Source organism: Bradyrhizobium sp. Leaf396 (assembly GCF_001424605.1).
Lineage (GTDB): Bacteria > Pseudomonadota > Alphaproteobacteria > Rhizobiales > Xanthobacteraceae > Bradyrhizobium > Bradyrhizobium japonicum_C.
Map to the genome: position 1 here is coordinate 1 of NZ_LMQJ01000021.1, position 25147 is coordinate 25147.

Genomic DNA, 25147 nt, shown 5'->3' on the forward strand with positions numbered 1-25147 from the left:
TTTTGCCGTACGCGCGGTTCGCTTGACCCCACCGGCTCCGACGGCCTTGTGCACGTTGCCATCGAGCACCGGCGGGACGAACCTGTCAGCGCCGCTCGTCCGCACGCGGTCGCRGGCTCACGGAGAGCAATCCGCCCTGCCCCCGACCTCTCGTGCACGACGCTGCCGCGTCCACCGCAAGCCCGGCTCGCGAACATGACGACCACACGATCGCCCCTCAAGGATGAGCCGGGATGGGCCACACATACGCTGTTTCCGAATTTCGGTAAAGCGGAATATTTTTGCGCGCGGATNGGCTCACGGAGAGCAATCCGCCCTGCCCCTGACCTCTCGTGCACGACGCTGCCGCGTCCACCGCAAGCCCGGCTCGCGAACATGACGACCACACGATCGCCCCTCAAGGATGAGCCGGGATGGGCCACACATACGCCGTTTCCGAATTTCGGTAAAGCGGAATATTTTCGCGCGCGCGGATTGACAGAGGGCGACACAGGCACGCCGCGGACACGGTGGAGCGCCGGCGTATTCCGGGAAGGTGCGAGATGCCGGGCGAGCGACCCCGGATTTCGCCTGCGCTCCCTCCGGGCTACGATGCTAGCTTCCGAAATCCCGGGGGCTGAACGGCAGGTCGATCACCTTCCACTCCTGATACAGATTGGCCGGCAGCATCTTGTAGGGCTGGCAGCTCTGCAGCGCATTCATCGCGGACTTCACGATGGCCACGCCCTTCGCAGATGGCGGAGCTTCGATCAGGATCGGCTCGCGCGCCAGCGTGCCGTCGGTGGCGAACACGGCGCGCAGCTTGACATGGACGCTGTCGGTCGGCGCCACTCCGGCCGGCAGCTTGGCGCAGCTTCTCAAATGACGGCGAAGCTCCGCGATGATTTCGGGCGGAAGCTTCGCAGCAAACGAGTCCTTGGCGTCGCCGCCGTCGTCCTTGGGTGCGCCCTTCGGCTCCACCGGCAATTCGGGCGGCAGACCCAGCATGACGCCGTATTTCACGGTGACGTCCGGCTGCGGCAATGGATAAGCCGGCGGCGGCACAGTTTGCTGCTGCGGCATCGCCTGAGGTGGCGGCTGGGACTGCAGCTGCTGCGGCGGCGGTTGTTGAGTCAAGGGTTGTCGAGGCTGCGGTTGCACATCAGCCTCGCGCTGCTTCGGCAGCTGCGAGGGTTGCGGCTGTCTCTGCTGTGGCTCAGGCGAGGCCTGCGGCGACGGCGATGGCGCGGCGGCCTGCTGCTTGGCCGCAGCCTCTGACTTGTCGGTGAGATCCAGCTTCGGCAATCTCAGATCGGGAGTCGGCTCCGGCGGCTTCTCCTTCGCCTGTTCCTTCTGCTCGGCCTTGGCTTCCTCCTGCTTCACTTGCTCCGGCGTGACGATATCGACCGTCACCGTCTCGGGCGCGCCGGCCTGAAACGGATGGACTTCGCTGATCAGGATGATCAGTCCTACCAGGGTCAGATGCGCGATCGCCGACGCCGCAACGTCCGTCCGTATGATTGTCCGCAGTTCCATCGACCGATCTTGGATTGCCGCCCTGCTGTTAGCATACCGCGGTCTCCCCTCAATCCCATTTCGGTGCAAAGCCAAAGTCGGTCAGGCGTCCGCCGGGATTGGCGAGTGAGGCGATGCGGCCCATCTCGTCGTCCGAAAGCTCGAAATCGAAGACGTCGATGTTTTCCGACAGGCGTTCGACCCGCATGGTACGCGGGATCGCGGCGACATTCTGCTGCAAGAGCCAGCGCAGGCACACCTGCGCCGGCGTCTTGCGGTGGGCGCGGCCGATCTCCGCGAGGGTCTGGTCGGTCTTGATGCGCCCCTTGGCGATCGGGCTGTAGGCGACCAGTGCGAGGCCGTGCTGGTCGCAGGCCGCCCTCACCTTCGCCTGGTCGAGATAAGGGTGATATTCGACCTGGTTGCAGACGAGCGGCTCCGGCGATAGCGCCACCGCCTGCTCGATCAGCGCCACGGTGAAGTTGGAGACGCCGATGTGGCGGGTCAGCCCCATGGTCTTGGCGTGCGACAGCGCGCCCAGCGTCTCCGCGAGCGGCACGTGCGAATTGGGCCAGTGCAGCAGCAACAGATCGACGGAGGGAAGCCGCAACCGCGCGAGGCTCTCCTTGACCGAGCGTTCGAGATCGTTGGGCGCGAAATGGTTGGTCCACACCTTCGTGGTGAGGAAGACGTCATCGCGGCGCACGCCGGAGGCGCGCATGCCGTCGCCGACCTCGCGCTCATTGTCGTAGGCCTGGGCGGTGTCGATGTGGCGATAGCCGAGCCGCAGCGCCTGCTCGATCACGCGCGCCGCAGGCCTTCCGCTCAGCTCCCAGGTCCCGAGCCCGATCGCGGGGATTCTTGCCCCATTGGCCTCGACGAACAGCATGAGGAATCCTCTCTGTTGCGGCAGCCCCAGATGTCATTATGGACCCGGCTCATGACGCTGCCAACCAAAGCCGCAGCGACCCGGCCGAATATTCAGCACAATGCTAACGGGAGGTGTGCGTCAGACCTTGGCGAGCGCCTGGAACACCGTGTCCGGCGCGTGCGCGATCACGGCGAGGAGCGCGCGTGCCGGGCCTCGCGGGGCGCGCTTGCCCTGCTCCCAGTTGCGAATGGTTTCGACGGGCACGCCGAGCTTGGCGGCGAACTCCATCTGGGTCAGGCAGGCGCGGCGGCGCAAATCGCGCACCGCGAGCGGGCCGGTATCCCCGGGCGCGGCATTGACTGCGGACTGGACCGGAAATTCATGTCCGTCCCGCAATTCGACAATCCGCCCGTCCGCCTTCAGCCGCAACCGCATGCTCATTCCCCCAGTCGCACGCGATGATGCGTCAGGTCGCTTAAGTTCGGATTAAAAGGTCCTGCGCCCCGGACGCGGCGCGGCACGACCGGGACGACACGAGTGGCTGGCGCAGCTGTCCCATACTCCGTCATTGCGAGGAGCCCTTGCGACGAAGCAATCCAGATCGCGAAACCGGCAAGGATTCTGGATTGCTTCGCGGAGCCTGTCATCGGGCCGCGCTTCGCGCGGACCCGTTGGCTCGCAATGACGGGGAGAGAGCGAGTGGACGGTTACCTCAACCCGAACCAGAGCGTCGCTATTCCGAGGAAGGAGAAGAATCCGACGACATCCGTCACGGTCGTCACGAAGGTGCCGGAGGCGACCGCCGGATCGGCCCTGACACGTTCGAGCGCCATCGGGATCAGGATCCCGCCGAGCGCGCCGGCAATGAGGTTGCAGACCATTGCCAGCCCGATGACGATGCCGAGGCCAGGGATCTTGAACCAGGCGACCGCGGCGATGCCCGTGATCACGGCGAAGGCCAGGCCATTGACGAGACCGACCAGGGCCTCGCGCATCACCACGCGCCAGGCGTTGGAGGAGCCGAGCTCGCGCGTCGCCAGCGCCCGCACAGCTACCGTCATGGTCTGGGTCGCAGCATTGCCGCCCTGGCTCGCCACGATCGGCGCCAACACCGCAAGCGCCACCATCTTCTCCAGCTGCCCCTCGAACAGGCCCAGCACCGAGGACGCCAGGAACGCGGTGGCGAGGTTCACCAGCAGCCAGTTGAAGCGGCCACGCGCAATCGTCAGGAAGGTGTCCGACAATTCTTCGTCGCTGGTGACGCCGCCGAGCGCCTTGAGATCCTCGTCCGCCTCCTCCTCGATGACGTCGACGACGTCGTCGACCGTGATGACGCCGACGAGACGGTCCTGGGTGTCGAGCACGGGTGCAGCAACGAGGTTGTACTTGCCGAACATGCGCGCCACCTCCTCCTGGTCCTCCAGGACGGACACGCGGCGGCGGTCCTCGTCGGTGAGCTCGGTCAACGCCACCGGTCGGCGCGTGCGCAAGAGCACGTCGAGCGGCACGGCGCCCAGCCAGTGCTGGTCCTTGTCGACGACGTAGATCTCGTAGAAGCGGTCGGGCAGATCCGGCGTCTCGCGCATGTAGTCGATCGCCTGGCCGACGGTAAAATCCTGGGGCACGGCGATGAACTCGGTCTGCATCCGGCGGCCGGCGGAATTCTCCGGGTACAGCAGGCTGCGCTCGAGCGCGACGCGCTCCTTGAGCGGCAGCTTTTCGAGAATCTCCTCCTGCTCGGCCTCATCGAGGGTTTCCAGCAGCTCGACCGCGTCGTCCGACTCGAGCTCGCGGACGCCCTCGGCTACCGTTTCCGGCGGCAGTTCCTCGAGGATCTCCTCGCGGACGGCCTCGTCGACCTCATTCAATGCGGAGAAGTCGAAGTCGCGGCCCGTGAGCTCGACCAGGCGGACGCGGTCGTCCGGCTCAAGGGCGCCGATCAGATCGCCGAGATCGGCTTCGTGCAGCTCCGCGACGCAGGAACGCAGCGCCGCGCTGTTGCCGGCCTCGATCGCACGGGCAATTTCCTCGACGAATTCGTGACGAATCTCGCCGTCCTCATTGCGCATCGGCACGTGGTCGAGTACCGAATCCGAGGCGGATGGGGCAACGTCCATATGTTCATCCATGGCGCGCCTCGCCGTTTGACAGGTTGGAACGGGTGATCTGGGCTGACGGTTAGCCAATACCCACAAGGCAACTCCAAGCGCAATGACAAAGATGCTTCCACTGAAATGGACGTCGATGATGTCAGGTGCGGCGCTGGCCGCTCTCCTCGGCGTGAGCTCGCCTGAAGCCGCCGAGTGCCCGCGCAAGGACGCGCTCGGCACCTCGCGGGTTCTGAGCGTCGACGCCAAGACGTATCCGCGCGTCGGCTTGAAGAGCTTCCCTCAGACGCTGCCGCTGGCCGATCGCGAGGTCGTGCTGACCTTCGACGACGGGCCGAACCCGCCGACGACGCCGAAGGTGCTGGCGGCGCTGGCGCAGGAATGCGTGCGCGCGACCTTCTTCCTGATCGGCCGGCACGCCTCGCAATATCCCGACATGGTCAAGCGCATCGCACGCGAGGGCCACACCGTCGGCCACCACACCTGGTCGCACCCGTTCATGGCGCACATCCCGTTCGAGAAGGCGATGGCCGACATCGACCGCGGCATCGCTGCAGACGAGCTGGCGCTGCACGGCACCTCGACGACGACGCCCTCGACGCCGTTCTTCCGTTTTCCCTATTTCGAGTCGACGCAGGCACAGCTCGACCTGCTCCAGTCGCGTGGCATCGTCGTGTTCGGGGCCGATCTATGGGCCAGCGACTGGGAGGAGATGACGCCGGAGCAGCAATTGAAGCTCGTCACCGAGCGGCTTGCCGCAAGCGGAAGGGGCATCATCCTGTTTCACGACAACAAGGCGCGCACGGCTGCAATGATGCCGGCCTTTCTGCGGTATCTGAAGGAGAACGGTTATCGGGTGGTCCACGTCGTGCCGGCGGGCAAATCACAGAAGAACGCCGATGCGCGCTGATGCGGGAATGTCACGCAGGCGCAAAATGGGCTGATCCGGGCCCAATTAACACTCCGTTCATGCTACCGCGTGCAAAGATGGTCGGGCTAGTGCACCTGAACCATTTTGGGGCGTGTCCGACCTATTAAGGCGGCAAACGCGGATGAGGGCAGACCGGGTTCATGATCGGAAGTAGCGTTGTTCTGCGGACGCGATCGTGGACCGCCCGTGGCCTGTTCCTTGGCCTGTTATTTGGATTACTGACCACCGCTTCGCCGGAGGCACTTGCGGCCGACTGTCCCGGCAACCCGGATGCCCTCGGCACCTCCCGCACACTCGTGGTCGATCCGCGCGAGCATCCACTAATCGGCACCATGCAGTATCGCGAGACGCTGCCGTTGAAGGACCATGAAGTCGTTCTGACCTTCGATGACGGTCCGATCCCGAAATATTCCAACCAGGTGCTCAAGATCCTCGCCGACGAATGCATCAAGGCGACCTTCTTCATCGTCGGCAACCAGGCCAAGGCCAATCCGGAAGGCGTCCGCAAGCTGGTCGCGGCAGGCCACACCGTCGGCACCCACAGCATGGATCATCCGCTGACCTTCGACCGGATGCCGATCGAAAAGGCCGAGGCGGAGATCAACGGCGGGATCGAGTGGACGTCGGCTGCGATGACCGATCCGTCCCAGCTCGCGCCGTTCTTCCGCATTCCCGGCCTGATGCGCGCCGAGGGCGTCGAGAACCATCTGATCTCGCGCGGCATCCAGGTCTGGAGCGCCGATTTCCCGGCCGACGATTGGCGGCATGTGTCATCCGACCGCGTCTACCAGCTCGCGATCCAGCGGCTGGAGGCGAAGGGCAAGGGCATCCTGCTGCTGCACGACATCCAGGCCCGCACCGTGGCGGCGCTGCCGAAGATCATCCGCGACCTCAAGGCGCGCGGCTATCGCATCGTGCATGTGGTGCCCGCCACGCCCGACCGCCCGGCGACACCGACCACGCAAGTCGAATGGCTGCTGCGTCCGCCGACCGAAACGACGCCGATCGCGCGCTGGCCGCGCGTGCCACATTTCGTGTTCACGGAGACCCGGATGCTGCCGGCTCCCGTTCTGGCCGACCTCAATGCCCGGGCCGAGCATCAGCCGCTACTGCCGCGCCGGACGATGGCACAGGCCAATGTCGCGGCGACCCTGCCGGTGCCGGGCCGCGCGCTCTTCGCGATTCCGGAAGGTTCGGTCGAGGTGCTGCTGTCGACGACTCTTTCGCGGCGTGCCGCGACACGGCTGGCGACGGCCGCCCAGGCCTTTCATGCGGCCAAGGACAAGGCAGCGCAAGGCAAGCCAGCGAAGAAGCCGCAGCTACGGCGTACGGCTCATGCGGCGCCGGTGGCAACGGATCATGCCGCACAGCCCCTCGATATTGCACCCAAGAGCGCCGACACGAAGAGCGGAGGCCCCAAGGGCGCGGCCTCCAAGGGTACTGCGCCCCGTCCGACCCGCGTCGCCAGCCTGAAGAAGCGCGCTTAAGTCCTCACTGCCGCAGGATGGCGGCGACGCAGAGCAGCACGATCAGGGCCAGGAAGAACAGGTCCATATACGACTTGAGCTCGCCGTCGCGCCGCAGCCGCGCAACGTCGGCGACGACCTGCTTGCGCGTCATGGTTCCGCCTGAACCGTCATTGATGGGCGCCTGCAGGCGCCTGGTCTCGGCTTCCAGCTTCTCGATCTTCTGGAAGAAGTAGAACGCGCGCAGAGTCGAGGCCGAGCGCATGGCGGCATAGACCAGCACCAGGATCGCCAGGATCGCCCGGTTCGGGTACTTCTCCATGAAGTTCAGGCTGAAATAGACCACCGCCATGAAGGCGAAATTGGTGAGGAAGCGGTAGACGAAGCTGAGGAAGACCATGCTGGCTCGAACCTTGCGGGGCGCCACCCAACGGCGTTGCGATTTCGGGATCGGGACCCAGACCGGAACGGCCAGTCTGGAAGCGGCAGCGGCCCGTCTACGCCAAGTTCGTTTCAACAAAGATACGATCGCCCCGCAACTCTTCGCCTTTTAGCCGCACGCGGCCGCAAGGCAAGCCGAAGCATGACCAATCGGCGCGCCCCCGCAGCACGCCCGCAACCTCTCAATGGCGATTTGGCGGAAGTCGCGGTAAGCTGCGACCGCCACATGTGAGGTTCTTCCGATGCCGAAGAAGGGAATCACGGGCCACGACGACTGGGTTCTGACCGAGGCGCTCGCGACCGCCCTGGTCGCGCTGGAGCAGCTCGAGCCAAAGCACCAGCCGAACGCGCATATGGAGGATATCCGAAAGTTGCTCGCAAACGGCAAGGAGCCGGCGGCGGTGAGCCTGCACCTCGCCCAGGCCAAATGCCGTCTGTTTCCCGAGCTCGACCCGCTGCAGATCTACCGGGAATACGGCATCGGCGAGGAGTATGGCTGAGTGGCTCGCTTCAAGAGCCGCAAGTTCGACGCGGCGCGATGCTCTACTTTTGCGAGGTCTTCAGCAGCGGGCATTCGCTCTGGTCCAGGGGAAGATAGGCGTCCTCGGCACGGATAGTCTCGACGACGTCGTAGTAGTCCCAGGGGGCTTTTACGTCCGCAGGCTTTCTGACCTCGACCAGATGGAAATCGTGCACCAGCTTGTTGTCAGCGCGCAGCCGCGCGCCCGGCGCATAGAAATCGTCGACGGGCATCGACCGCATCTTCTCCAGGACAGCATTGGTTTCATCCGTGCCCGCGGCAGCCGCGGCCCGCAGATATTGCAGGACGGCCGAATAGACGGCGGCTTGTGGCGCGGTCGGCATGGCGTTGTGCAGCTTGTAGAATCTCTGGGCGAACGCCCGCGTCGCCTCGTTGAGGGCCCAATACCAGGCGGTGACCGTCGTGAGGCCCTTGGCGGTCTCGGCACCCATGGCGTGAACATCGGTCAGGAACATGAGCTCGGCGACGGCCTTCTGAGGCCCCGTATGCATTCCGAATTCGTTCCATTGCTTCATCGAGGTCACGAGCTGTTCGCCGGCATTGGCGAACGCGACCACCTTGGCCTTGGACGCCTGGGCCTGGAGCAGGAACGAGCTGTAATCCGCATTTCCCAAGGGATGAAAAACCGCGCCGAGCGACTTGGCGCCGGTCGCTGCGAGCACGCGCTGGGAGACATCCACCATGTTGCGTCCGAACGCATAGTCCGACGCGATGAAGAACCAGCTGTCGTATCCCTGCGAGACCAGCTTGCGAACCGAGCCGGCGACCAGATTGTAGTTGTCGTGCAACCACATCAGACCGGTGCGCGCGCATTGCTTGCCGCCGATGTCGGTGGTGCCGACCGCCGAGTAGATCACGATCTTGTTCTTGTCGCGCGCGATCGACTGGATGGCGAGCGCAACGGCGGAGTTTCCGACGTCGGCCACCATGTCGATGCCGTCCACGTCGAACCATTTGCGGACGATCTGGGCACCGATATCCGGCTTGTTCTGATGATCGGCAACGATGATGTCGACCTTGAGCCCGGGCGCGGCCTTCTGAAAGTCTTCGACCGCCATCTTCGCGGCGACGACGGAGCCCGGTCCGGCAAGATCCGACAAGGGTCCCGCCTGGTCGTTGATGATGCCGATCCGGATCGCGCCACCGGAAAAATCGGCGGCCTGGCCTCGTTCGGCGAATGCGACCGGACCCAGCGCCAGGATGAAACCGAAAGCCGACCGGCAAAGCCGGTTATGCCATGACCGTGACGCCCCTGCCCGATCCACCATCTTCCCCTCCGCTCTGACATCGCGACGATCGTCGCCGATGATTGCCCCGAAATCGCCGCGCTATCATTCCTGGCGGATAGCCTTCCTGACGAGCTCCAGCCGCCGCGCCTGCGCCGGCGCAACCCGTTCCTTCATCGCTGCGACGATCGCGGCCGGCGCCGTTTCCGGCGAGCCGGCCTGGAAAGGCGGCGCAGGATTGTATTCCATGCGCAGCTGGATCAATTCCGCAGCCGCGCGGCCCCTCAACATGGAGACCAGCGTGAGTGCAAAGTCGATGCCGGCGGTGATGCCGCCGCCCGTGATGCGGTTGCGGTCGATGCACACCCTCTCCCGCGACACCTCGGCCCCGAAGAAGGGCAAGGCGTCTGTCGCCGTCCAGTGCGTGGCCGCACGATATCCCTCGAGCAGGCCGGCCGCGCCGAGCACGAGCGAGCCGGTGCAGACCGACGTGACATACTGCGCCCTGCCCGCCTGCCGGCGCAGAAACGCGAGCACCTCCTCGTCCAGCATGAGTTCGTCGGTGCCGTAACCGCCGGGGACGCAGATCACGTCGAGCTGCGCGCAATCGGCGAAGGTGACGGTCGGCGTCAGCGCGATCACGGAATCGCTCGGCACGGGCTCGATGCGCTTCCAGATCAGATGCACCGTCGCGTCAGGCAGGCTGGAGAAGACTTGGGCAGGACCGGTGAGATCGAGCTGGGTAACGCGAGGAAAAACCAGAAGACCGATCTGCAACGGGTCCGACATAACCACCTCGACATCGCGCTTGACGATGCAAGCCTGCCATGTTGGCCTTATGGTCGGAAACGGCGTAATTCCCTCATTTTTGGACGCATCCATGATCGGCTTTCTGATCTTTCCCGAATTCCAGTTGCTGGATGCGGCCGGCCCCATCTCGGTGTTCGAGATCGCAAGACGCCACACGCGGAATGCACCGCGCGTGATCAATGTCGCGGCGAAGGCCGGTGCCGTGCGCAGCTCGTCGGGCACCGAGATGCTGGCGCGCAGCCTGCGATCGGCAAGCTCGGTCACGACGCTCTTCGTCGCCGGTGGTGAGGGCGTCGAAGCTGCGGCGCGCTGCAAGGCCACCATCGCCTTCATTCAACGGCTGGCGCGCCGCGGCGTGCGAATGGCCAGCGTTTGCTCCGGCGCATATCTGCTGGCCGAAGCCGGGGTCCTCGACGGACGCTGCGCAACGACGCATTGGTCCTGCACCCGCGACTTCATCGGGCGCTATCCGAAGGTCAGGCTCGAGCCGGACCAGATCTTCACGCGCGACGGCGGCGTATGGACGTCGGCCGGCATCACGGCCGGAATCGATCTGGCACTCGCCATGATCGCGGAGGACCATGGCGAGGAGATTTCGCAGGCAACCGCACGCCAGCTCGTGCTCTATCATCGCCGCAGCGGCGGGCAATCGCAGTTCTCGAGTCTGCTCGAGCTGAAGACGCCGAACGGCCGCTTCGGCAGCTTGTTGTCGTGGATGCGCGAGAATTTGGATGCACCGCTCACGGTCGAGACGCTGGCCGAGCGCGCGGGGCTGAGCTCCCGGCATTTCGTCCGCTCCTTCATCGCCGAAACCGGATCCACGCCGACAAAGGCGGTCGAGCGCTTGCGCGTCGAGGTGGCGCGCGAGCGGGTGCAGTCCTCCGGAGAGACGATCGAGCGTGTCGCGCGATCCACGGGTTTTCGCGACCCCGAGCGGATGCGCCGGGCCTTCATCCGAGCATTCGGTCAGCCGCCGCAGTCGTTGCGGCGCTCCGCACGAATGTTGTGAGGATGCAGGAAACCCGGCTAGGGGCCGCCGGCGACCGATCCAGCGATCACCATGGCGAGCGCTCCCAGGTCGATCTTGCCGTTGACGGTCAGCTCCTCCGAGCCCTTCGCGTCTGCCGCGCCCTGGACCTGCAGCGATTGCGGCCGGTCAGCAGCCTGGCGCTTCAACTCGTCGACAATGGCTTCCTTGAGCTTCTCTTCCAGCATGGGCTCTTCCCTCGCGTCCGCCCAGTCAAGACGAAGGCGCGCACTTCGTTCCCTCAGGCCAGGCGCCGCGGCAGACTGTTGTGGATCGTGCAGGCGGCATTTGCAGCGTGCCCGAAGGCGACTGAGATCTGGTGCAGATCGGTGACGACGTCGCCAATGCCGTAGAGCCCCTCGATCGACGTGCGCTGATGATCGTCGACCTTCAGATGACCGTCCGAGGCGTGGTCGGCGCCCAGCGCCGTCGCGAGCTGAGAGCGGACCTCCGCGCCCATCGCAGGATAGACGATGTCGAACTGCGCGGTACGTCCGTCCGCGAAGTCCGCTCCAACGCCGCCCTCTCGTCGCGTCAGGCGCAGGTCGGGCGCGAACACGATTCCGACACCCGCCTCGGACAGCTCCGACGTTGCGGCCTTCGGGTCGTCCGCGCCGGTCGCAAGCAGCGTCACGTCGCGCGCGTAGCCACGCAGGAAAAGCGCTTTGCCGGCCGCACGATCAAGCGGCCCGACGACGCCGATGCGGCGGCCTGCGGCCTCGAAAGCGTCGCAGATAGGGCAGTAGCGCAGGAGTCCGTCCGCGACCGCCGCGCGCCACTCCGCGAATGGCGGATGAGTATCGACGATGCCGCAGGCGAGAACCACGGTGGCCGCCTGATGCACGCGACCGTTCCACGTCGCTTCGAAACCGCATCGGTGCCGCTGCAATGCCGTGACCTCCGCTTCGACCCGTACGACGGCGAGATCATCGAGCTGGGCCGACATCCGTTCGATCAATTCGGTGCCGGACAGGCCGTGGACGAAGCCCGGGACGTTGTGACTGCGCGGGATCAGCGCCGCCCGGCTCGCGCCCGCGTCCACGACGCAGACGCTGCGGCGGAAACGCGCCAGATAGATCGCAGCCATCAGCCCGGCCGGGCCGCCGCCAACGATCAGGCATTCAAGTGGCGGTGCGCCGGTCATCTTTGATTTGGTCCGCAAGTCGATATCATTCGGCCAACCCGGGACGCAGCGCGCAGTTCCCACGGCTCTACTGGCGAGCAATCTCCTGCGGCGCATCGAATTTCGCGATCCGCTGATCAAGCCGCCACAGCTCGATGCGGTGGACCAGCACGAGCGCGGCCGCTTCGCGCTTGGCCTGCTCGTCGTCGTCGCAGACCAGATTGATGCATCCGAACACGTGCCCGTCCGGATCGATCTGGAACGCGCGGTAATGCTTGATGCTCCCCATCATGATCGTCCACGTCTTGGGGACACGGGTCCGCTCAGCCACTCTGTCAGGTTCGAGGTCACTTCGTTCTGCTTGGCGCGTCGCAGCAGCATCTCGCGTTCCCTGCCGGGTGGCAGGCTGCGCGCTCGTTCGCGGGCGTTCTCGGCGAATGCGGCCAGCCGCTCCTGAAGTGATTGGGTCTGTTTCCTGCGGTTACGTTTGGCGGTCATCGGGCTTTCACATTGGATTTGGGATTGAAGAAAGCTGGCCCGGCAGGAGGTTGGCGCCGGGCCCCAAGTCGCTTGTCAGTCAAAGGCGCTGCCGGTCGGGGCGGCCCAGTTCCGGAAGCGCGTTTGTAGCTTCCGCCGCGACTTCCGGTTCCAGCATTTCCATAAGTTAACGGCGCGAGATTTTGCCGAGGAGAAGGCTTGGCTCTCGGTCACCAGATACGGCGGAACCGAAATGCTGATTCGCATGTTCAAGAACGACTTGAAGGAGGATCATCATGGCAAAAGCAGCATGGAAACGGCCGGGCTCACCGATCGGCCGCAAGGGACCGCGCAAGGCAAATCCCGCGTACAAGCGTCGGGCGCGGCAGCCTTGGACTCCTGCGGACGTGAGCAAGCTTAAGCAGCTTGCGAAAGGCAACACGCCAACCGGCGTGATGAGCATCAAGCTTCAACGCCCGGTCGCGGCCATTCGGAGCAAGGCGCAACGCGAAGGAATTTCTCTGAGACCCGTCAACCGCTCGCCGTACAACCGGCGAACCAAAGCCGCGAAACGGCGCTGACCGACGCACCGCCGGGGCGACAACCGGACGCAACGGGGACGATGGACGTGGCGCTCATTTTCAGGTTTCTGCCCACGACATCAGCGCATCGTTACGCGCCGAGATCTAACCCGTTCCCGCCGCGTGCTGCGGGCATCCCGCCCTCAGTGAGGCGGCTGCAGGCCCGGTGACCGTAGCCATTCGCTCATCTGAGACCCCGTTTCCGCCTGACGCGCCTTGCGCAACGTGGCGTCCCGCGCCGCGCCGGGCGGAAGCGCCTTGGCTTCCTCGCGTAGCCGCTCAGCTTCCGCGGCCAAGCGCGTCTCTAAATTCTCGACTTGCTTGAATCGATGTCGCGTCATCAGGCGTTCTCCTGGGACTTGAGGCCGAGCGCGCCACTGCGTGCTGACGTCGATGAGGCGCCGGCCGTACGGCCGTACGAGCAATCAACGTCGCGAGACGGACAAGGGTTGCGCATCCACACAAAAAGACCAGGGTCACGGTTTCTCGTTGTCCCGGTGCGCCTTGAGCTCGGAGCGAAGCATCGCGCTGTCCATGATCGCCAAACGCAAATCGTTCACGGTCTCGCGGTAGTGGTCCGCATCTCGCCTGTGCTGCTCCCGGAGGGAGCGGCTCTCTTCGATAGCGCGTGCGGAGCGTGCAAACAGGGCATCAGGCATCCCGCATCGTGCGACGAGTCTCGCTTGCGTTCTCTTGCATAGGTTACTCAAAGCGAGCCAATGGCTCAAAAAGCTCAAAGAACTAACCTAGATCAAGTGCTTGCAACAGGTGCGGCGCTTCTTCAACCAAGAGCCGGTGACCGGGATGCGAATTGCCAGGCGGCGCCCCGTTTCCGCTCGCCGAAACGCCACGGCTGGTATAAGGTCACTCCATCACCGGCTGAGGCTCTGCCCGTAGGCGCCGGTGGCTGAGAGACCAATGGTGCTCCCGCCTGCGTAACTCGGGGAGCGCCTGATGGCGAAGCAAATCCATTTTCCGTTGCAGTCGGACGAGAAGCACGTGGAGCAGGTTCGCGACGCCATTCGCGAGGCACGAAAAGCTCTGGAGCTTCCCCTGCCGGATACGTTTCTCGGCCGGAGAACTCACGAGCCCTTACCAAACGGACAAGGTGATGATCACCAGGAGAGCAGCGTCGCAAAACGTGGTGACGTGTAAGGACGCTTCCGGCCGGACCAACTTGCGGCGACGAAACCCGCGCGAAGGACGCCGGGCTCATCGGGTCATTTCAGCCCCTCGATACAGTCGCAGATAACTCGGCGAGTACAACGCCGCGTTCTTGAGCGCATCAAGGTCCGGGATGGTCAGTGTCCGCTCGCGCAGCACGATCAACCCAGCCCCACGCAACTCCTGAAGTGTCCGATTGAGGTGAACCACGGACAGTCCCGTGGCATCCGCGAGATCCATTTGCGTCACGGGCATGATGCAGGAATTGCGGTCGATCATGCCCACGGGGCGGAGCCGCTCGAATATCTCACAGAACAGATTGGCCACGCGCTCGAGCGCGACACGACGGCCGAGATTGATGGCCCATTCGCGCTGGATTGCATTGTTGAGAAGCGTCTCGCACCAGAAAGCCTCAGACAGCGTCGGGTTTTTCGCCAGCAGGCTCTCGAAGCGAGCGCGCTTTATCTCGGCATAGACTACCGGCGTCAGGGTCATGATCGAATGGTCCATCTCGCCCAGCAGGTAGGCGTGCGCATCGCAGCTCTCGCCCGGGAAGATGAAGTTGACGATCTGGCGGCGGCCGTCCTCCAGCATCTTGTAGCGGCCAAGCCAGCCCGACAGCAGGACCCGGACGCTATCGACGGGATCACTCTCCGTTACCAGGTCTTCGCCCGAGCCGGCCCGCTGGAGACCGTCGAGAACGGCAAGTTCGAGCGATGCCCGAGCCTCGGTCGACAACGTCCTGAGCGCGCCCAGCCGGCGAACGACCGGCTCCAAAACGCTGCGATCGGCTGTCGACAACGGCATCAGAGGGCAACCACCGGTGTATGGAAGGCGCGCTTGCTCAGGGGAATGGCGATGGTGCATTGCAGCCCTAACGGATTGAACACCATCGTGGTCTGCCCCTTCAACTCGAACGCCAGCGTACGCTCCAGAAGCTCGGTACCGAATCCTTTCCGTGGCCTCGGGCTCACGGGTGGCCCGCCGCGCTCTCGCCATTCGAACAGCAGCTCCGCCGGCTCGATGCTCTCGTCCACACGCCAAGTTACCTCGATCCGCCCGCTGGGCTGGCTCAGGGCGCCGTATTTCAGAGCATTGGTGGCGAGCTCGTGGACCGCAAGCGCGAAAGTCTCTGCCGCCTTGGGCTGGAAGCGCACCTTCGGTCCCGAAACCCGCATCTGCTCGCCTTCCCGGGCATTGTAGGCAAGCAGCTCCTCGATCACGAGATATTCGAGATCGACGCCGCCTTCGGGATCTCGAGTCACGAGCGCCTGCGTGCGTGCAAAGGCGTTCAGCCGGCCATCGAGATGAGAGGCATACTCCTCCACGGTCGAACTCGTTTCCGCCGAGCGTCGCGCAATCGAGCGCACCACGCCGAGCGTGTTGCGAACGCGGTGCTGGAGCTCGGCCAGCAGCAGGCGCTGTCGCTCTTCGGCACGGGTGATTGCGGTAACGTCGATGAAGGTGAGGACGACGCCGGCGATGAAATTGTCGATGCTGCGATAGGGCAGGATGCGCACGATGTAGCGCGTGCCGCTGTCCGGCGCGCTCAGCTCGCGCTCGACGCTGGCGAGCGTGCGCAGCACCCGACGAATGTCATCATAGAGCTCCTCGATCGGCACGCGGGCCTTGATGTGACCGACGGGCCGGCCAGTGTCGGTCTCGACAAGGTGGAGGATCTGCGTAATCGCAGGCGTGAAGTTCATGACCCGCAGATCATTGTCGAGGAATACGGTCGCGATCTGCGTGCTTTCGAGGAAATTCTTCAGGTCGCTGGTAGCACGCGTCAATTCCTGGACGCGGTGGGCCAGTTCGCCGTTGACGGTCGTCAGTTCCTCGTTGACCGACTGCAATTCCTCACGCGAGGTCTCCAGCTCCTCGTTCGCGGACTGAAGCTCCTCGTTGAGCGACTGATATTCCTCGTTGGAGGATTTCAGCTCCTCGTTGGTGCTCTCGAGCTCCTCGATGGTCGCCTGAAGGCGCTCGCGCGTGGCGCGCAGGTCGTTTTCGAGGCGCTCCACCTGCTCGGTGCGCACCAACGCGTTGGTGCCGCTCTGATCGGCTTCGACGCTTCGCACCGGACCTTCCTTGAACAGAACGACGAAATTGCGCTGGTCCCCGCCGCCGTCCTGGATCGGCTCGACGGTGATGTCGACCAGAAGGCGTTGACCGTTCACTCCGAGTTGCACCTGCTCGGCATGGGCGGGCTCGTTCGTTTCGGCGGCGCTGCAGAGCGCGGTACGCAACTCCAGACGCAGATCGCGGTGCACGAGCTGAAGTAGGTCCAGCGTAGCAGCGCCTGCCATCGGCTCGATGTAGCGGCCGGTACGCCCCGAGAAATGCTGGACCTGGAAATTGTCGTCCGTAATGACATAGGCGAGCGCATAGCGCTCCGCGATGCGCTGCGCGCGCCGCTCCAGGCCGACGTCGGAGCCGAACGAGCGTATTGCCGGCACCTCGACCGGCACCCGGCCGGCCGCGGTCGTAATCGGAAATTCAGGCGGCAGCCGGGTTCCGGTCTCCAGCTTCTTGAAGATCCGGGCGCGACGGTCGACCGGCGCGAACAGCTTGGGGTGCCGGGTCACGTTCTCGGAATTGCCGAGGAATAGATAGCGCTCCGGCAGCAGCGCGAAATGAAACAGCGGGATGACCCGGTTCTGGAACTCGGCATTGAGATAGATGAGCAGGTTGCGGCACGAAACGAGGTCGAGCCTGGAGAACGGCGCATCCTTGATGACGTTGTGCTGCGAGAAGATGCACATCTCGCGCAGCTCCTTCACTACGCTATAAGTGTCGCCCTCGCGCACGAACCAGCGCGTCAGGCGTTCGCCGGTCATATCCGCCTCGATATTGGTGCGATAACGCCCGACGCGGGCGGTCGCAAGCGCGCGTCCATCGATGTCGGTGGCGAAGACCTGGACCTGCGGCACGGAATCCATGCGCGCCATATGCTCGCGCAGGAGAATAGCGATCGAATAGGCCTCCTCGCCCGTGGCGCAGCCGAGTACCCAGACGCGCACCTGCTGGCCCGCTCCCTTGCCCTCGAATATCTTCGGGATGATCTGGTCTTCCAGCACCTCGAACTCGCGCTTGTCCCGGAAGAATTCGGTGACACCGATCAGGAGGTCATTGAAGAGGTGCTGAGCCTCGTCGTTGTCGTTGCGCAGGAAATCGGCGTAAGCAGCGATGTCGTCGATCCGCACCACTTGCATGCGCCGCTGCACGCGGCGCAGAAAGGTGTTCTGCTTGTAGCCGTGGAAATCATTGCCGGTCCTGCTGCGCAGGATATCGGCGATGCGGAACAGCGAGGTCGCGGCGGTTGCCAGAACCTCGTCGAAGCCCTGCTTCTCGTCCAGTCGCCTGAGATGACGAGCATAGACCTGGATATGCTCCGGGATATCCTCCGGCGGCAGCACATAGTCGGCGATCGCGGCGGGCGTGTTGCCGTCGCGCAGGTGCTCAGGCTCATCAAGCCCTGCGACTTTCTCGGCGATGGCAAGACCGCCGTGGTCTTTCAGGGCCGCGGTGCCCAGCGTACCATCGCCGCCGGTGCCGGCCAGGACGACGCCGATCGATTGCTCGGCGCGCTCCTCCGCCAAGGAGACCAGGAAGCTGTCGATCGTTGCGCGCTCGCCGGGCGCCTGCTCTGCCTTGCGCAGCGCGAACCGGTTGCTCTGGATCGTGGTGATCATCGACGGCGGGCAGAGATAGACCGAGCCGCCTTCGATCGGGTGGCCGTCACTGATATCGGTGAGCTTGCCGCCATTGGACGCCTGCACGATCTCGCGCAATTGCCGCTCGTTGAAGGCTTCATGGTTCTGAAGCGCCAGCACGATCGCCTGATCGGATCCGATGGTCAGCCTGCTGAAGAAGCGCTCGATGCTGTCCAGGGCGCCGGGCGAGGCGCCCACCCCTATGATCAGCGGAGTCTTGATCTGGCGCTCTCCCTGGACCGGCTGGTCGCCGACGTCATGCATGGCTCTGGTGGCTCTCGTTCGCTCCGGGACCAATGGCGCCCCGGCCTCTGCAAATAACAGGAAACGATATTATCCCAACACATTAAACGCAAAAATGTCCCTGAACTTGGGGCGTCGTCAGCTCCGTTGCCGCGTCCAAACTCGCCGGCGCTAGCGGAGGAACCCGCAATGCCAATCTGGGAGGAGCTTGCCGATCTGATCAGGCGCGCCGATCGCGCCAACGCAGACGCCAGCCGCCTGCTGGCGGAGAACGAGCGCTGGCGCCAGTAGCGGAATGGCAGCTCAACGCCATATCCGAGCTGAGCACAGAGTTCAGGAGAGATGCCTTTGCGTGCTATCCCGCCGCGACCTCCTGGCGGAGATATTCGACCCGCTCCGCGATCAGAACACGGTGCCGCTCCCACTCCACCACGGTTTGCTTGAGCAGGCTGACCAGCCGCTCCGCCTGGCACGTATCGTGGCCGCCAGCCATGAGCTCACGAACCCGATCTTCCTGATCGTGGATGCGCCGCCAGCCCTCCTCGATGTCCTGATCGGCCTTCACCAGCAGACCTCGCTCGGCTTCGAGCTGTGCGGTGCGTTCGGCAAGGGAGACGGCCATAGCAAGCCTTCAAGCTTCCCGTTCGCCGTTGGGACGGTCGAGCGACTTCAGCACGACGCGCCGGATCATGTCGGCGTATTCGCGATATTCGACCGCCCTGGCCTCGTACATCTCGGCCACGGCAGCGCGACCGCTGCGCCGACCATCGGCTGCCATCCGCTGCACCAGTTCTGCCCGCTCCTCGATGATCCGCAGCGCCACGCGCAGGGCTTCGTCGACGCGTCCCTCCTGCTCCTTGGCGAGCGCATCGGCCGTGAAGCCGTGACCGACCTGGCAGCGGAAGCGCATGGGGCGCGCGTCCTTGACTTTCGAAAGCACGCCACCGCACGCCGGGCAGGTCAGCCCGACAGGGTCCGCAACCGCGACCAGATTGTCGCTGCCGATGCGCTCCCCGGCCGCGATCTCGACCTCGAGCCTGATCTCGGGCGGGATGGCCAGGGCGGCGCCGGCCGGCTCCCTGACGAGTTCGGACAGCACGTCACCCATTGTGGCGCCGGGAACGCAGAGGTCGACCGTCGTCGCTTCCATTGCGCACCGCGGCATCTCCTCTGAGATTGCGTCCGCGGGGTCCTTCTCCACGGCCATCCCCCCGCAGCGTTTGATGGCGTTGAGGCCGGCCGCGCCATCCGACAACAGTCCGCTCAGGAGCACGCCGATCACGCGCGGTCCGTGGTAGAGGGCAGCGGAGCGAAACAGGGCGTCGATCGCGGGCCGCACCATGTTTTCGCGCGGTCCGCGGCCGAGGAAAATGTGATCCCCGGACAGCAGCAGATGATGGTCCGGCGCGGCAAGATAGATCCGGCCCGGCGCGATCTTCATGCCGTTCTGTGCCTGGCGCACGGGAAGCGGCCCGGCTCTGCTGGCAACGGTGGAGAGAATGCCGATGCCTTGCGCCGGGATGTGCAGCACGACGAAAACGGCGGCCGGCAAGTCGGCGGGCAGACGGCCCAAAATCTGCTTCAGTGGCGCAGTGGCTCCCGCCGAGCCCCCGATGACTATGATGTCACGGTTGCTCATGGAACTCGCCTCCGATTGCATCGTTTGCAGTTTGCACCAAGGCGGAGCGCCGTTTTATGTTCCTAGGAGGTTGACAGCATGACGGCATGGTCGCACCGGGGCGCACCGCTCGCGGGGCGTCGCATTTTCGTGGTCGAGGACGAGTATTTCCTCGCCGATGACATCGGCAAGACATTCCGGGCAATGGGCGCGGAGATCGCGGGGCCCTTCGGTGATTTCGAGGACGCGCTCAGGGTCCTGCGCGACGGCAGCGTCCTGGATGCCGCCGTGCTCGACGTCAACATCCGCAGCGAGATGGTCTTTCCGATCGCCCGCGAATTGAGAGCGCGAAACGTCCCGTTCGTCTTCACCACGGGGTACGACAAAGTCGCGCTCGGTCCGGAGTTTCAGGACGTGCCGCTGATGGAAAAGCCGATCGATCTTCCCGCGATGGCGCAGAAGCTGACTGGGCTCATCGCGGAGCCCAGGGTGTGACCAAGCACGAGGCGTGTCATTTGGCCTGCATCGCAGCACAAGAATAGAAGGAAGCTCGATCTGCGCAGCTCGCTCGCGCCGTCGACCGGACAAGCCCGCGGCCCCGAGTCCGCCGACCTACGATCAGAACAAATGCGCGAAGGCAAGCCAGGCCGTCACGACCAGGCACAGGATGACTGCGGCGTAAGGTAGCGCGACGCGCAAGGCGGCAACCTCCCCAAGTCAGCTCATCATCATCCAGACGAGCGCCGCCAGCATCACGAGGAAACCCGTGATAGCGGTCGCGATAAAGGCCAGTTCAACACGATTCATAGCCATCGCTGCCCCCTTTCTCCATCGGTCAAAATGTGACCGCTACCGGACCGCTGCGCATTAAGCTGTGTGAATCGTCTCTCCCTACCTGAACGAATTCGAGACTGCCGCCGCGGCGAACGCCGCCAAAGCGCGCACGAAACCTATGACTTTGCCGTGCCCGGCTCCGCCATCTTGCGGTGCTGCTTGGCCAGCATCTCGTTTGGTGTGACGTTGGCGACCGTGGTCTGGATCTTGTTCTTCATCCCGGCGACGACGTCGGCCTGCCCGCGCATCATCGCATCGAAGCCGACCTTGGCGACATCGTAGGCGCCGTCCTTCTTTTCGGTGCCGACCTTAGTGTCCATCATCTCGGCGCGGCGGAAGAACTCGGTCTCTGTCGGACCCGGCATCAGGCAGGTGACGGTGACGCCGCTGTCCCGCAGCTCCTCGCGCAGGGCGAACGAGAATGAATCGAGGAATGCCTTGCTGCCGTTGTAGGCGGCCTGGAAACTCCCGGGCATAAAGCCGGCAATCGAGCCGGTGATCAGGATGCGGCCGGCATTGCGGCGGAGCATCCCGTTGCCGACGCGGTGGATCAGATACAGCGTGCCGGTGATGTTGGTGTCGATGAGGTGCTTCACCCTGGCAAAGTCCTGGTCGAGAAAGGCCTTGCCCAGGCCGACCCCGGCATTGGCCAGCAACGCATCGATCGGCCGGTCGCCGACGGCTGCGCACAGCTTGTCGACACCCTCGGTCGTAGCGAGATCGGCCTCGACAGGCTCCACGCTTCCACCGAGGCGGCGCAGATCGACGGCCACCCGCTCGATCTGCGGTTCGTCCGCGGCGACGACGAGGTTAAAACCTGCCTGGGCACAGCATCTTGCGAGTTCCAAGCCGATACCGGTTGAGGCGCCTGTGACGATGGCGAGTTGATTGGCGGGCATGCGCACATTCCTAGAATCGAGGTGATGACCTCCAATCGCTGCCCTGCCCTCTCGTTCCTATTTTGCGCAGTGCGAATAATTTGCGCGGGACGATAGCAACCATCGTTCATTCCCGGACTTAGAAGCCAGCTGGTTCAAACGGGAGGACGGAGATGAAGGCGCTGGTCTGGCACGGCAAGGAGGACATCCGGTGCGACACCGTCACCGACCCGGAGATCCAGGACCCGCGCGACGCCATCATCAAGGTCACGAGCTGCGCCATCTGCGGCTCCGACCTTCATCTCTTCCATAACTTCATTCCCGGCATGCTGCCCGGCGACATCATGGGCCACGAGACCATGGGCGAAGTGGTCGAGGTCGGCTCGGGCGTCAACGGCAAGCTGAAGAAGGGCGACCGCGTCGTCGTGCCCTTCACGATCATTTGCGGCGAATGCGACCAGTGCAAGCGCGGTAATTTTTCAGTTTGCGAGACCACCAACCGCAAGCGTCATTTGGCGGACAAGGTGTTCGGCCACACCACCGCGGGCCTGTTCGGCTACACGCATCTGACCGGCGGCTATCCGGGCGGCCAGGCCGAATATCTGCGCGTGCCCTTCGCCGATGCCACCCACATCAAGGTGCCCGCGGGAATCCCCGACGAGCAATTGCTGTTCCTCAGCGATATCTTCCCGACCGGCTGGCAGGCCGCCGTGCAATGCGACATCGAGCCGACCGACACGGTCGCGATCTGGGGCTGCGGCCCGGTCGGCCAGATGGCGATCCGCAGCGCCCTCCTGCTCGGCGCCAACCAGGTGATCGCGATCGACTGCCTGCCTGAGCGGCTCAGCATGGCGGAAGCCGGCGGCGCCACCACGATCAACTTCGAGACCGAAAGCGTGGTGGAGCGGCTCCAGGAATTGACCGACGGCAAGGGGCCGGAAAAGTGCATCGACTGCGTCGGCATGGAATCGCACGTGATGCCGTCCCTGCCCGACACGCTACTCGACCGCGCCAAGCAGATGGTCATGGCAGAGAGCGATCGGCCGCACGTGCTGCGCGAGATGATCTATGTCTGCAGGCCGGGCGGCATCATCTCGGTGGCAGGCGTGTACAGCGGTCTGTCCGACATGCTTCCGATGGGGGCGTTCATGAACAAGGGCCTGACGATGCGGACCGGCCAGACCCACGTCAACCGCTGGACCGACGACCTGCTCCGCCGCATCGAAGAAGGCGAAATCGATCCGTCCTTCGTCATCACCCATACCGTCCCACTCAGCCAGGGACCGGAGATGTACCAGGTGTTCCGCGACAAGCGTGATTCCTGCGTCAAGGTCGTGCTGAAGCCCTGAGGAGCAGACTCATGTTTCATTTCTCCAACATCGTACGCACCAAGGGCGACCCCAAGATCGTCGAGGGCGGGCCGAGCCTGAAGCAGTCCGCCGACCAGCTCGCGCGGGCGCTCGGCTGGTTCAGCATCGGCCTCGGCGCCTTCGAATTGTTTGCGCCGAGACGCGTCACGGAAGCGGTCGGCATGGAAGGCCATGAGACGCTGGTCCGCGCTTTCGGCGTGCGCGAGATCCTGGCCGGCGTGATGTCGCTCTCGGTCGACAAGAACGCCGGCCTGTGGGCCCGCGTCGGCGGCGACGGCCTCGATGCCGCCGCGTTGCTATCGGGGCTGACGGCTGACAATCCCAAGAAGGGCAACATCGCGCTGGCGCTGCTGATGGTCGGCGGTATCGCCGTGCTCGACTATCGGGCCGCACAGGACACCAAGCCGCGACGCCCGGCTCGCGATGCACGGCGCAAGCTTTACCCGAACCGCAGCGGCTTCCCCAAGGGCATCGAGAACGCCAGAACTGCGGCAAGGCAGATCGCAGCGCATGCCGGTCGTAGCGAGGTGAAGCAAGGCGATGAGCGTCGCGTCCCGTGACGAAACGGCGTGGTGGGAATCCGCCGTCATCTACGAGATCGCGCTGATCTCCTTCCAGGACTCGAACGGCGACGGCAAGGGCGACCTCGCAGGATTGATGTCGCGCATCGACTACCTGAAGTGGCTCGGCGTCGACGCGGTCTGGCTGACGCCGATCTACAAGAGTCCGTTCCGCGACCTCGGCTACGACATCTCCGACTATTGCTCGGTCGACCCCGCCTTCGGCGGCCTCGAGGAGTTCGACCGCCTGGTCGAGGCGCTGCACGCCGCGGGCATCCGGCTCGTTCTCGACCTCGTCCCCAATCACACCGCGAACGATCACGCATGGTTCGTCGAGAGCTCGAGCTCGCGCAACAGCGCCAAGGCCGATTGGTACATCTGGGCCGATCCTGCCGAGAACGGCGGCCCGCCCAACAACTGGCTGAGCCGGTTCGGCGGCAGCGGCTGGGAATGGTGCGAGCCGCGGCGACAATATTACTATCATTCCTTTCTGGTCGAGCAGCCCGACCTGAACTGGCGCAATCCGGACGTGAGGGCCGCCATCGCCGATGCCATGCGCTTCTGGCTCGATCGCGGCGTCGACGGCTTTCGCGTCGATGCCAGCGCCGTCCTGATCAAGGACGAGCTGCTGCGCGACAATCCGCCGAATCCGCAAGCAGAGGGCAAGCCGCCGCCGCAGCGGCAGACACCCGTGTTCACCGACGACAGACCGGAAACGATGGACTGCATCGAGTTCATCCGGGAGGTGATCGACGCCTATCCTGGGCGCATGCTGTGCGGCGAAGTCCAGGGCAAGACCGACCGCATCGGGCACTTCTACGGAAACGACCGGCCGCGGTTGCACCTGCCCCTGAATTTCGCCCTGCTCGATTCACAATGGGACGCCCCGTCGCTGCAGGCGACGATCGATGCCTATCTGAGTGCCATTCCCGATCATGCCTGGCCGGTCTGGGTCATCGGCGGCCACGACAAGCAGCGGATCGCGAGCAAGATCGGCGAGCCGCAGATGCGTGTCGTGGCGATGCTGCTGATGACGCTGCGGGGAACGCCGTTCTTCTTCATGGGCGACGAGATCGGCCGCAAGCGCGTCCCCATTCCGTCCGACCGCGTCCGCGATCCCTTCGAGAAGCTCGTGCCCGGATATGGTTTGTGCCGCGATCCCGAACGCGCGCCGATGCGATGGGATGACAGCCGCGACGGCGGCTTCACCACGGGCCATCCCTGGCTGCCGCTGGAGCCACCCGATGGCGCGGCCAACGTTGCCGTACAGCAGCGCGACGAGCGGTCGATCCTGGCGCTGTTTCGCGGGCTGATGGCCTTGCGGCACGAGCATGCCGGCCTGCGATGCGGCGCTTACGAACCGCTGCGCTCGCAGAACGATGTCCTCGCCTACAAACGCATCGACGGCCGCAACGAAATTCTGGTCGCGCTCAACATCGCAGCCGAGCCGCGAAAACTCCATTGGCAAGGTCGCGGTCGCCTGGTGATGTCGACGCATCTGGACCGGCCGTCCGGGCCGTCGGCTGACGCTTCGATCCTGCTTCGAGGCAACGAAGGCGTGATCATCGCGCTCGAGCCTCGGTGATCGCAAGCAGGAACCATCCGGGCGCCAGCGCGTCTGATCAACGCCTTCGGCGTCTCCCCCGCCGCCGGAGGCAATTTGGACGAAAC

General features: G+C 64.6%; 27 protein-coding genes. 10 read left to right on the forward strand and 17 right to left on the reverse strand.

All coding sequences use genetic code 11. The annotated features are described in order from the left end of the window. Positions 1-594: 594 nt before the first annotated feature. The 4 genes from tolA to mgtE all read right to left on the reverse strand — a co-directional run bounded on the left by tolA (position 595) and on the right by mgtE (position 4494). On the reverse strand, positions 595-1515 hold the full coding sequence (gene tolA, locus ASG57_RS19415; RefSeq protein ID WP_024342901.1) for a cell envelope integrity protein TolA: 921 nt from the start codon (positions 1513-1515) through the stop codon (positions 595-597). A gap of 49 nt (positions 1516-1564) precedes the next feature. After that, positions 1565-2383, reverse strand: a complete 819-nt coding sequence (locus tag ASG57_RS19420) for an aldo/keto reductase (protein WP_024342900.1) — start codon at positions 2381-2383, stop codon at positions 1565-1567. A 120-nt stretch (positions 2384-2503) separates the two neighbouring features. Next, entirely contained in the window at positions 2504-2806 is a 303-nt protein-coding gene (locus tag ASG57_RS19425; protein WP_024342899.1) for a helix-turn-helix domain-containing protein, read from the reverse strand. A 266-nt stretch (positions 2807-3072) separates the two neighbouring features. Further along, entirely contained in the window at positions 3073-4494 is a 1422-nt protein-coding gene (gene mgtE / locus ASG57_RS19430; protein ID WP_024342898.1) for a magnesium transporter, read from the reverse strand. Between the two features lie 82 nt (positions 4495-4576). Here mgtE and ASG57_RS19435 point away from each other — a divergent pair, with 82 nt between their 5' ends. Then, complete coding sequence (locus ASG57_RS19435; protein WP_155248762.1) at positions 4577-5383, forward strand: polysaccharide deacetylase family protein; 807 nt, start codon at positions 4577-4579, stop codon at positions 5381-5383. Positions 5384-5544: 161 nt separating this feature from the next. Next, a complete protein-coding gene (locus ASG57_RS19440; protein WP_024342896.1) occupies positions 5545-6891 on the forward strand; it encodes a polysaccharide deacetylase family protein in 1347 nt (448 codons plus the stop codon). A gap of 4 nt (positions 6892-6895) precedes the next feature. Here the strand turns inward: ASG57_RS19440 and ASG57_RS19445 are convergent, their stop codons facing one another. Further along, positions 6896-7270, reverse strand: coding sequence for a hypothetical protein (locus ASG57_RS19445; protein WP_024342895.1), 375 nt, complete (start codon positions 7268-7270; stop codon positions 6896-6898). A 283-nt stretch (positions 7271-7553) separates the two neighbouring features. Here ASG57_RS19445 and ASG57_RS38390 point away from each other — a divergent pair, with 283 nt between their 5' ends. Next, on the forward strand, positions 7554-7811 hold the full coding sequence (locus ASG57_RS38390) for a hypothetical protein (RefSeq protein ID WP_024342894.1): 258 nt from the start codon (positions 7554-7556) through the stop codon (positions 7809-7811). Between the two features lie 43 nt (positions 7812-7854). Here ASG57_RS38390 and ASG57_RS19455 read toward each other — a convergent pair whose 3' ends face one another. Together ASG57_RS19455 and ASG57_RS19460 are read right to left on the reverse strand one after the other, a co-directional pair. After that, positions 7855-9120 (reverse strand): ABC transporter substrate-binding protein, encoded by a 1266-nt coding sequence (locus tag ASG57_RS19455; RefSeq protein ID WP_024342893.1) that lies wholly within the window; start codon positions 9118-9120, stop codon positions 7855-7857. 63 nt (positions 9121-9183) lie between these two features. After that, positions 9184-9867, reverse strand: a complete 684-nt coding sequence (locus ASG57_RS19460; protein WP_024342892.1) for a DJ-1/PfpI family protein — start codon at positions 9865-9867, stop codon at positions 9184-9186. A 91-nt stretch (positions 9868-9958) separates the two neighbouring features. Here ASG57_RS19460 and ASG57_RS19465 point away from each other — a divergent pair, with 91 nt between their 5' ends. Continuing rightward, positions 9959-10897 carry a GlxA family transcriptional regulator gene (locus ASG57_RS19465; protein ID WP_024342891.1) on the forward strand — a complete coding sequence of 313 codons (939 nt, stop codon included), beginning with the start codon at positions 9959-9961 and terminating at the stop codon, positions 10895-10897. 17 nt (positions 10898-10914) lie between these two features. Here the strand turns inward: ASG57_RS19465 and ASG57_RS19470 are convergent, their stop codons facing one another. The 4 genes from ASG57_RS19470 to ASG57_RS36235 form a co-directional block, all read right to left on the reverse strand. Continuing rightward, a complete protein-coding gene (locus ASG57_RS19470) occupies positions 10915-11103 on the reverse strand; it encodes a hypothetical protein (protein WP_024342890.1) in 189 nt (62 codons plus the stop codon). Positions 11104-11156: 53 nt separating this feature from the next. Beyond that, complete coding sequence (locus ASG57_RS19475) at positions 11157-12059, reverse strand: NAD(P)/FAD-dependent oxidoreductase (RefSeq protein WP_057197071.1); 903 nt, start codon at positions 12057-12059, stop codon at positions 11157-11159. Positions 12060-12126: 67 nt separating this feature from the next. Beyond that, on the reverse strand, positions 12127-12330 hold the full coding sequence (locus ASG57_RS19480; RefSeq protein WP_230646649.1) for a hypothetical protein: 204 nt from the start codon (positions 12328-12330) through the stop codon (positions 12127-12129). Next, positions 12327-12536, reverse strand: a complete 210-nt coding sequence (locus ASG57_RS36235) for a hypothetical protein (RefSeq protein ID WP_035698769.1) — start codon at positions 12534-12536, stop codon at positions 12327-12329. The genes ASG57_RS19480 and ASG57_RS36235 overlap by 4 nt, the downstream gene beginning before the upstream one ends. Positions 12537-12811: 275 nt before the next feature. Between ASG57_RS36235 and ASG57_RS38395 the strand changes: the two genes are divergently transcribed. Next, positions 12812-13096: a hypothetical protein gene (locus tag ASG57_RS38395; RefSeq protein ID WP_057197072.1), complete on the forward strand. Its 285-nt coding sequence runs from the start codon at positions 12812-12814 to the stop codon at positions 13094-13096. Between the two features lie 476 nt (positions 13097-13572). Here ASG57_RS38395 and ASG57_RS19495 read toward each other — a convergent pair whose 3' ends face one another. Continuing rightward, positions 13573-13755, reverse strand: a complete 183-nt coding sequence (locus ASG57_RS19495) for a hypothetical protein (RefSeq protein WP_024342886.1) — start codon at positions 13753-13755, stop codon at positions 13573-13575. 295 nt (positions 13756-14050) lie between these two features. Between ASG57_RS19495 and ASG57_RS19500 the strand changes: the two genes are divergently transcribed. Then, on the forward strand, positions 14051-14251 hold the full coding sequence (locus ASG57_RS19500) for a hypothetical protein (RefSeq protein ID WP_057197073.1): 201 nt from the start codon (positions 14051-14053) through the stop codon (positions 14249-14251). A 57-nt stretch (positions 14252-14308) separates the two neighbouring features. On the opposite strand, the gene ASG57_RS19505 is transcribed toward ASG57_RS19500, so the two are convergent. The 4 genes from ASG57_RS19505 to ASG57_RS19520 all read right to left on the reverse strand — a co-directional run bounded on the left by ASG57_RS19505 (position 14309) and on the right by ASG57_RS19520 (position 19855). Then, entirely contained in the window at positions 14309-15067 is a 759-nt protein-coding gene (locus ASG57_RS19505) for a Crp/Fnr family transcriptional regulator (protein WP_024342884.1), read from the reverse strand. Next, positions 15067-18237, reverse strand: coding sequence for a CheR family methyltransferase (locus ASG57_RS19510; protein ID WP_024342883.1), 3171 nt, complete (start codon positions 18235-18237; stop codon positions 15067-15069). The genes ASG57_RS19505 and ASG57_RS19510 overlap by 1 nt, the downstream gene beginning before the upstream one ends. A gap of 334 nt (positions 18238-18571) precedes the next feature. Beyond that, positions 18572-18838, reverse strand: a complete 267-nt coding sequence (locus tag ASG57_RS19515) for a hypothetical protein (RefSeq protein ID WP_024342882.1) — start codon at positions 18836-18838, stop codon at positions 18572-18574. Between the two features lie 9 nt (positions 18839-18847). Beyond that, the gene (locus ASG57_RS19520) at positions 18848-19855 is read right to left on the reverse strand and encodes a chemotaxis protein CheB (protein ID WP_057197074.1); all 1008 of its coding nucleotides are present in this window, start codon (positions 19853-19855) and stop codon (positions 18848-18850) included. Positions 19856-19933: 78 nt separating this feature from the next. On the opposite strand from ASG57_RS19520, the gene ASG57_RS19525 reads away from it, so the two are divergent. After that, entirely contained in the window at positions 19934-20329 is a 396-nt protein-coding gene (locus ASG57_RS19525) for a response regulator (protein WP_028146105.1), read from the forward strand. Between the two features lie 455 nt (positions 20330-20784). Here the strand turns inward: ASG57_RS19525 and ASG57_RS19530 are convergent, their stop codons facing one another. After that, positions 20785-21567, reverse strand: a complete 783-nt coding sequence (locus tag ASG57_RS19530) for an SDR family NAD(P)-dependent oxidoreductase (protein WP_024342879.1) — start codon at positions 21565-21567, stop codon at positions 20785-20787. A 152-nt stretch (positions 21568-21719) separates the two neighbouring features. Here ASG57_RS19530 and ASG57_RS19535 point away from each other — a divergent pair, with 152 nt between their 5' ends. Genes ASG57_RS19535 through ASG57_RS19545 form a run of 3 tightly spaced genes read left to right on the forward strand, consistent with a single transcriptional unit; the run spans position 21720 to position 25061 of the window. Then, positions 21720-22895, forward strand: a complete 1176-nt coding sequence (locus ASG57_RS19535; protein ID WP_024342878.1) for a zinc-dependent alcohol dehydrogenase — start codon at positions 21720-21722, stop codon at positions 22893-22895. Between the two features lie 11 nt (positions 22896-22906). Then, positions 22907-23476 (forward strand): hypothetical protein, encoded by a 570-nt coding sequence (locus ASG57_RS19540; protein ID WP_057197075.1) that lies wholly within the window; start codon positions 22907-22909, stop codon positions 23474-23476. Beyond that, positions 23457-25061 (forward strand): alpha-amylase family glycosyl hydrolase, encoded by a 1605-nt coding sequence (locus tag ASG57_RS19545; RefSeq protein ID WP_024342876.1) that lies wholly within the window; start codon positions 23457-23459, stop codon positions 25059-25061. The genes ASG57_RS19540 and ASG57_RS19545 overlap by 20 nt, the downstream gene beginning before the upstream one ends. The last annotated feature ends 86 nt before the right edge of the window (positions 25062-25147 follow it).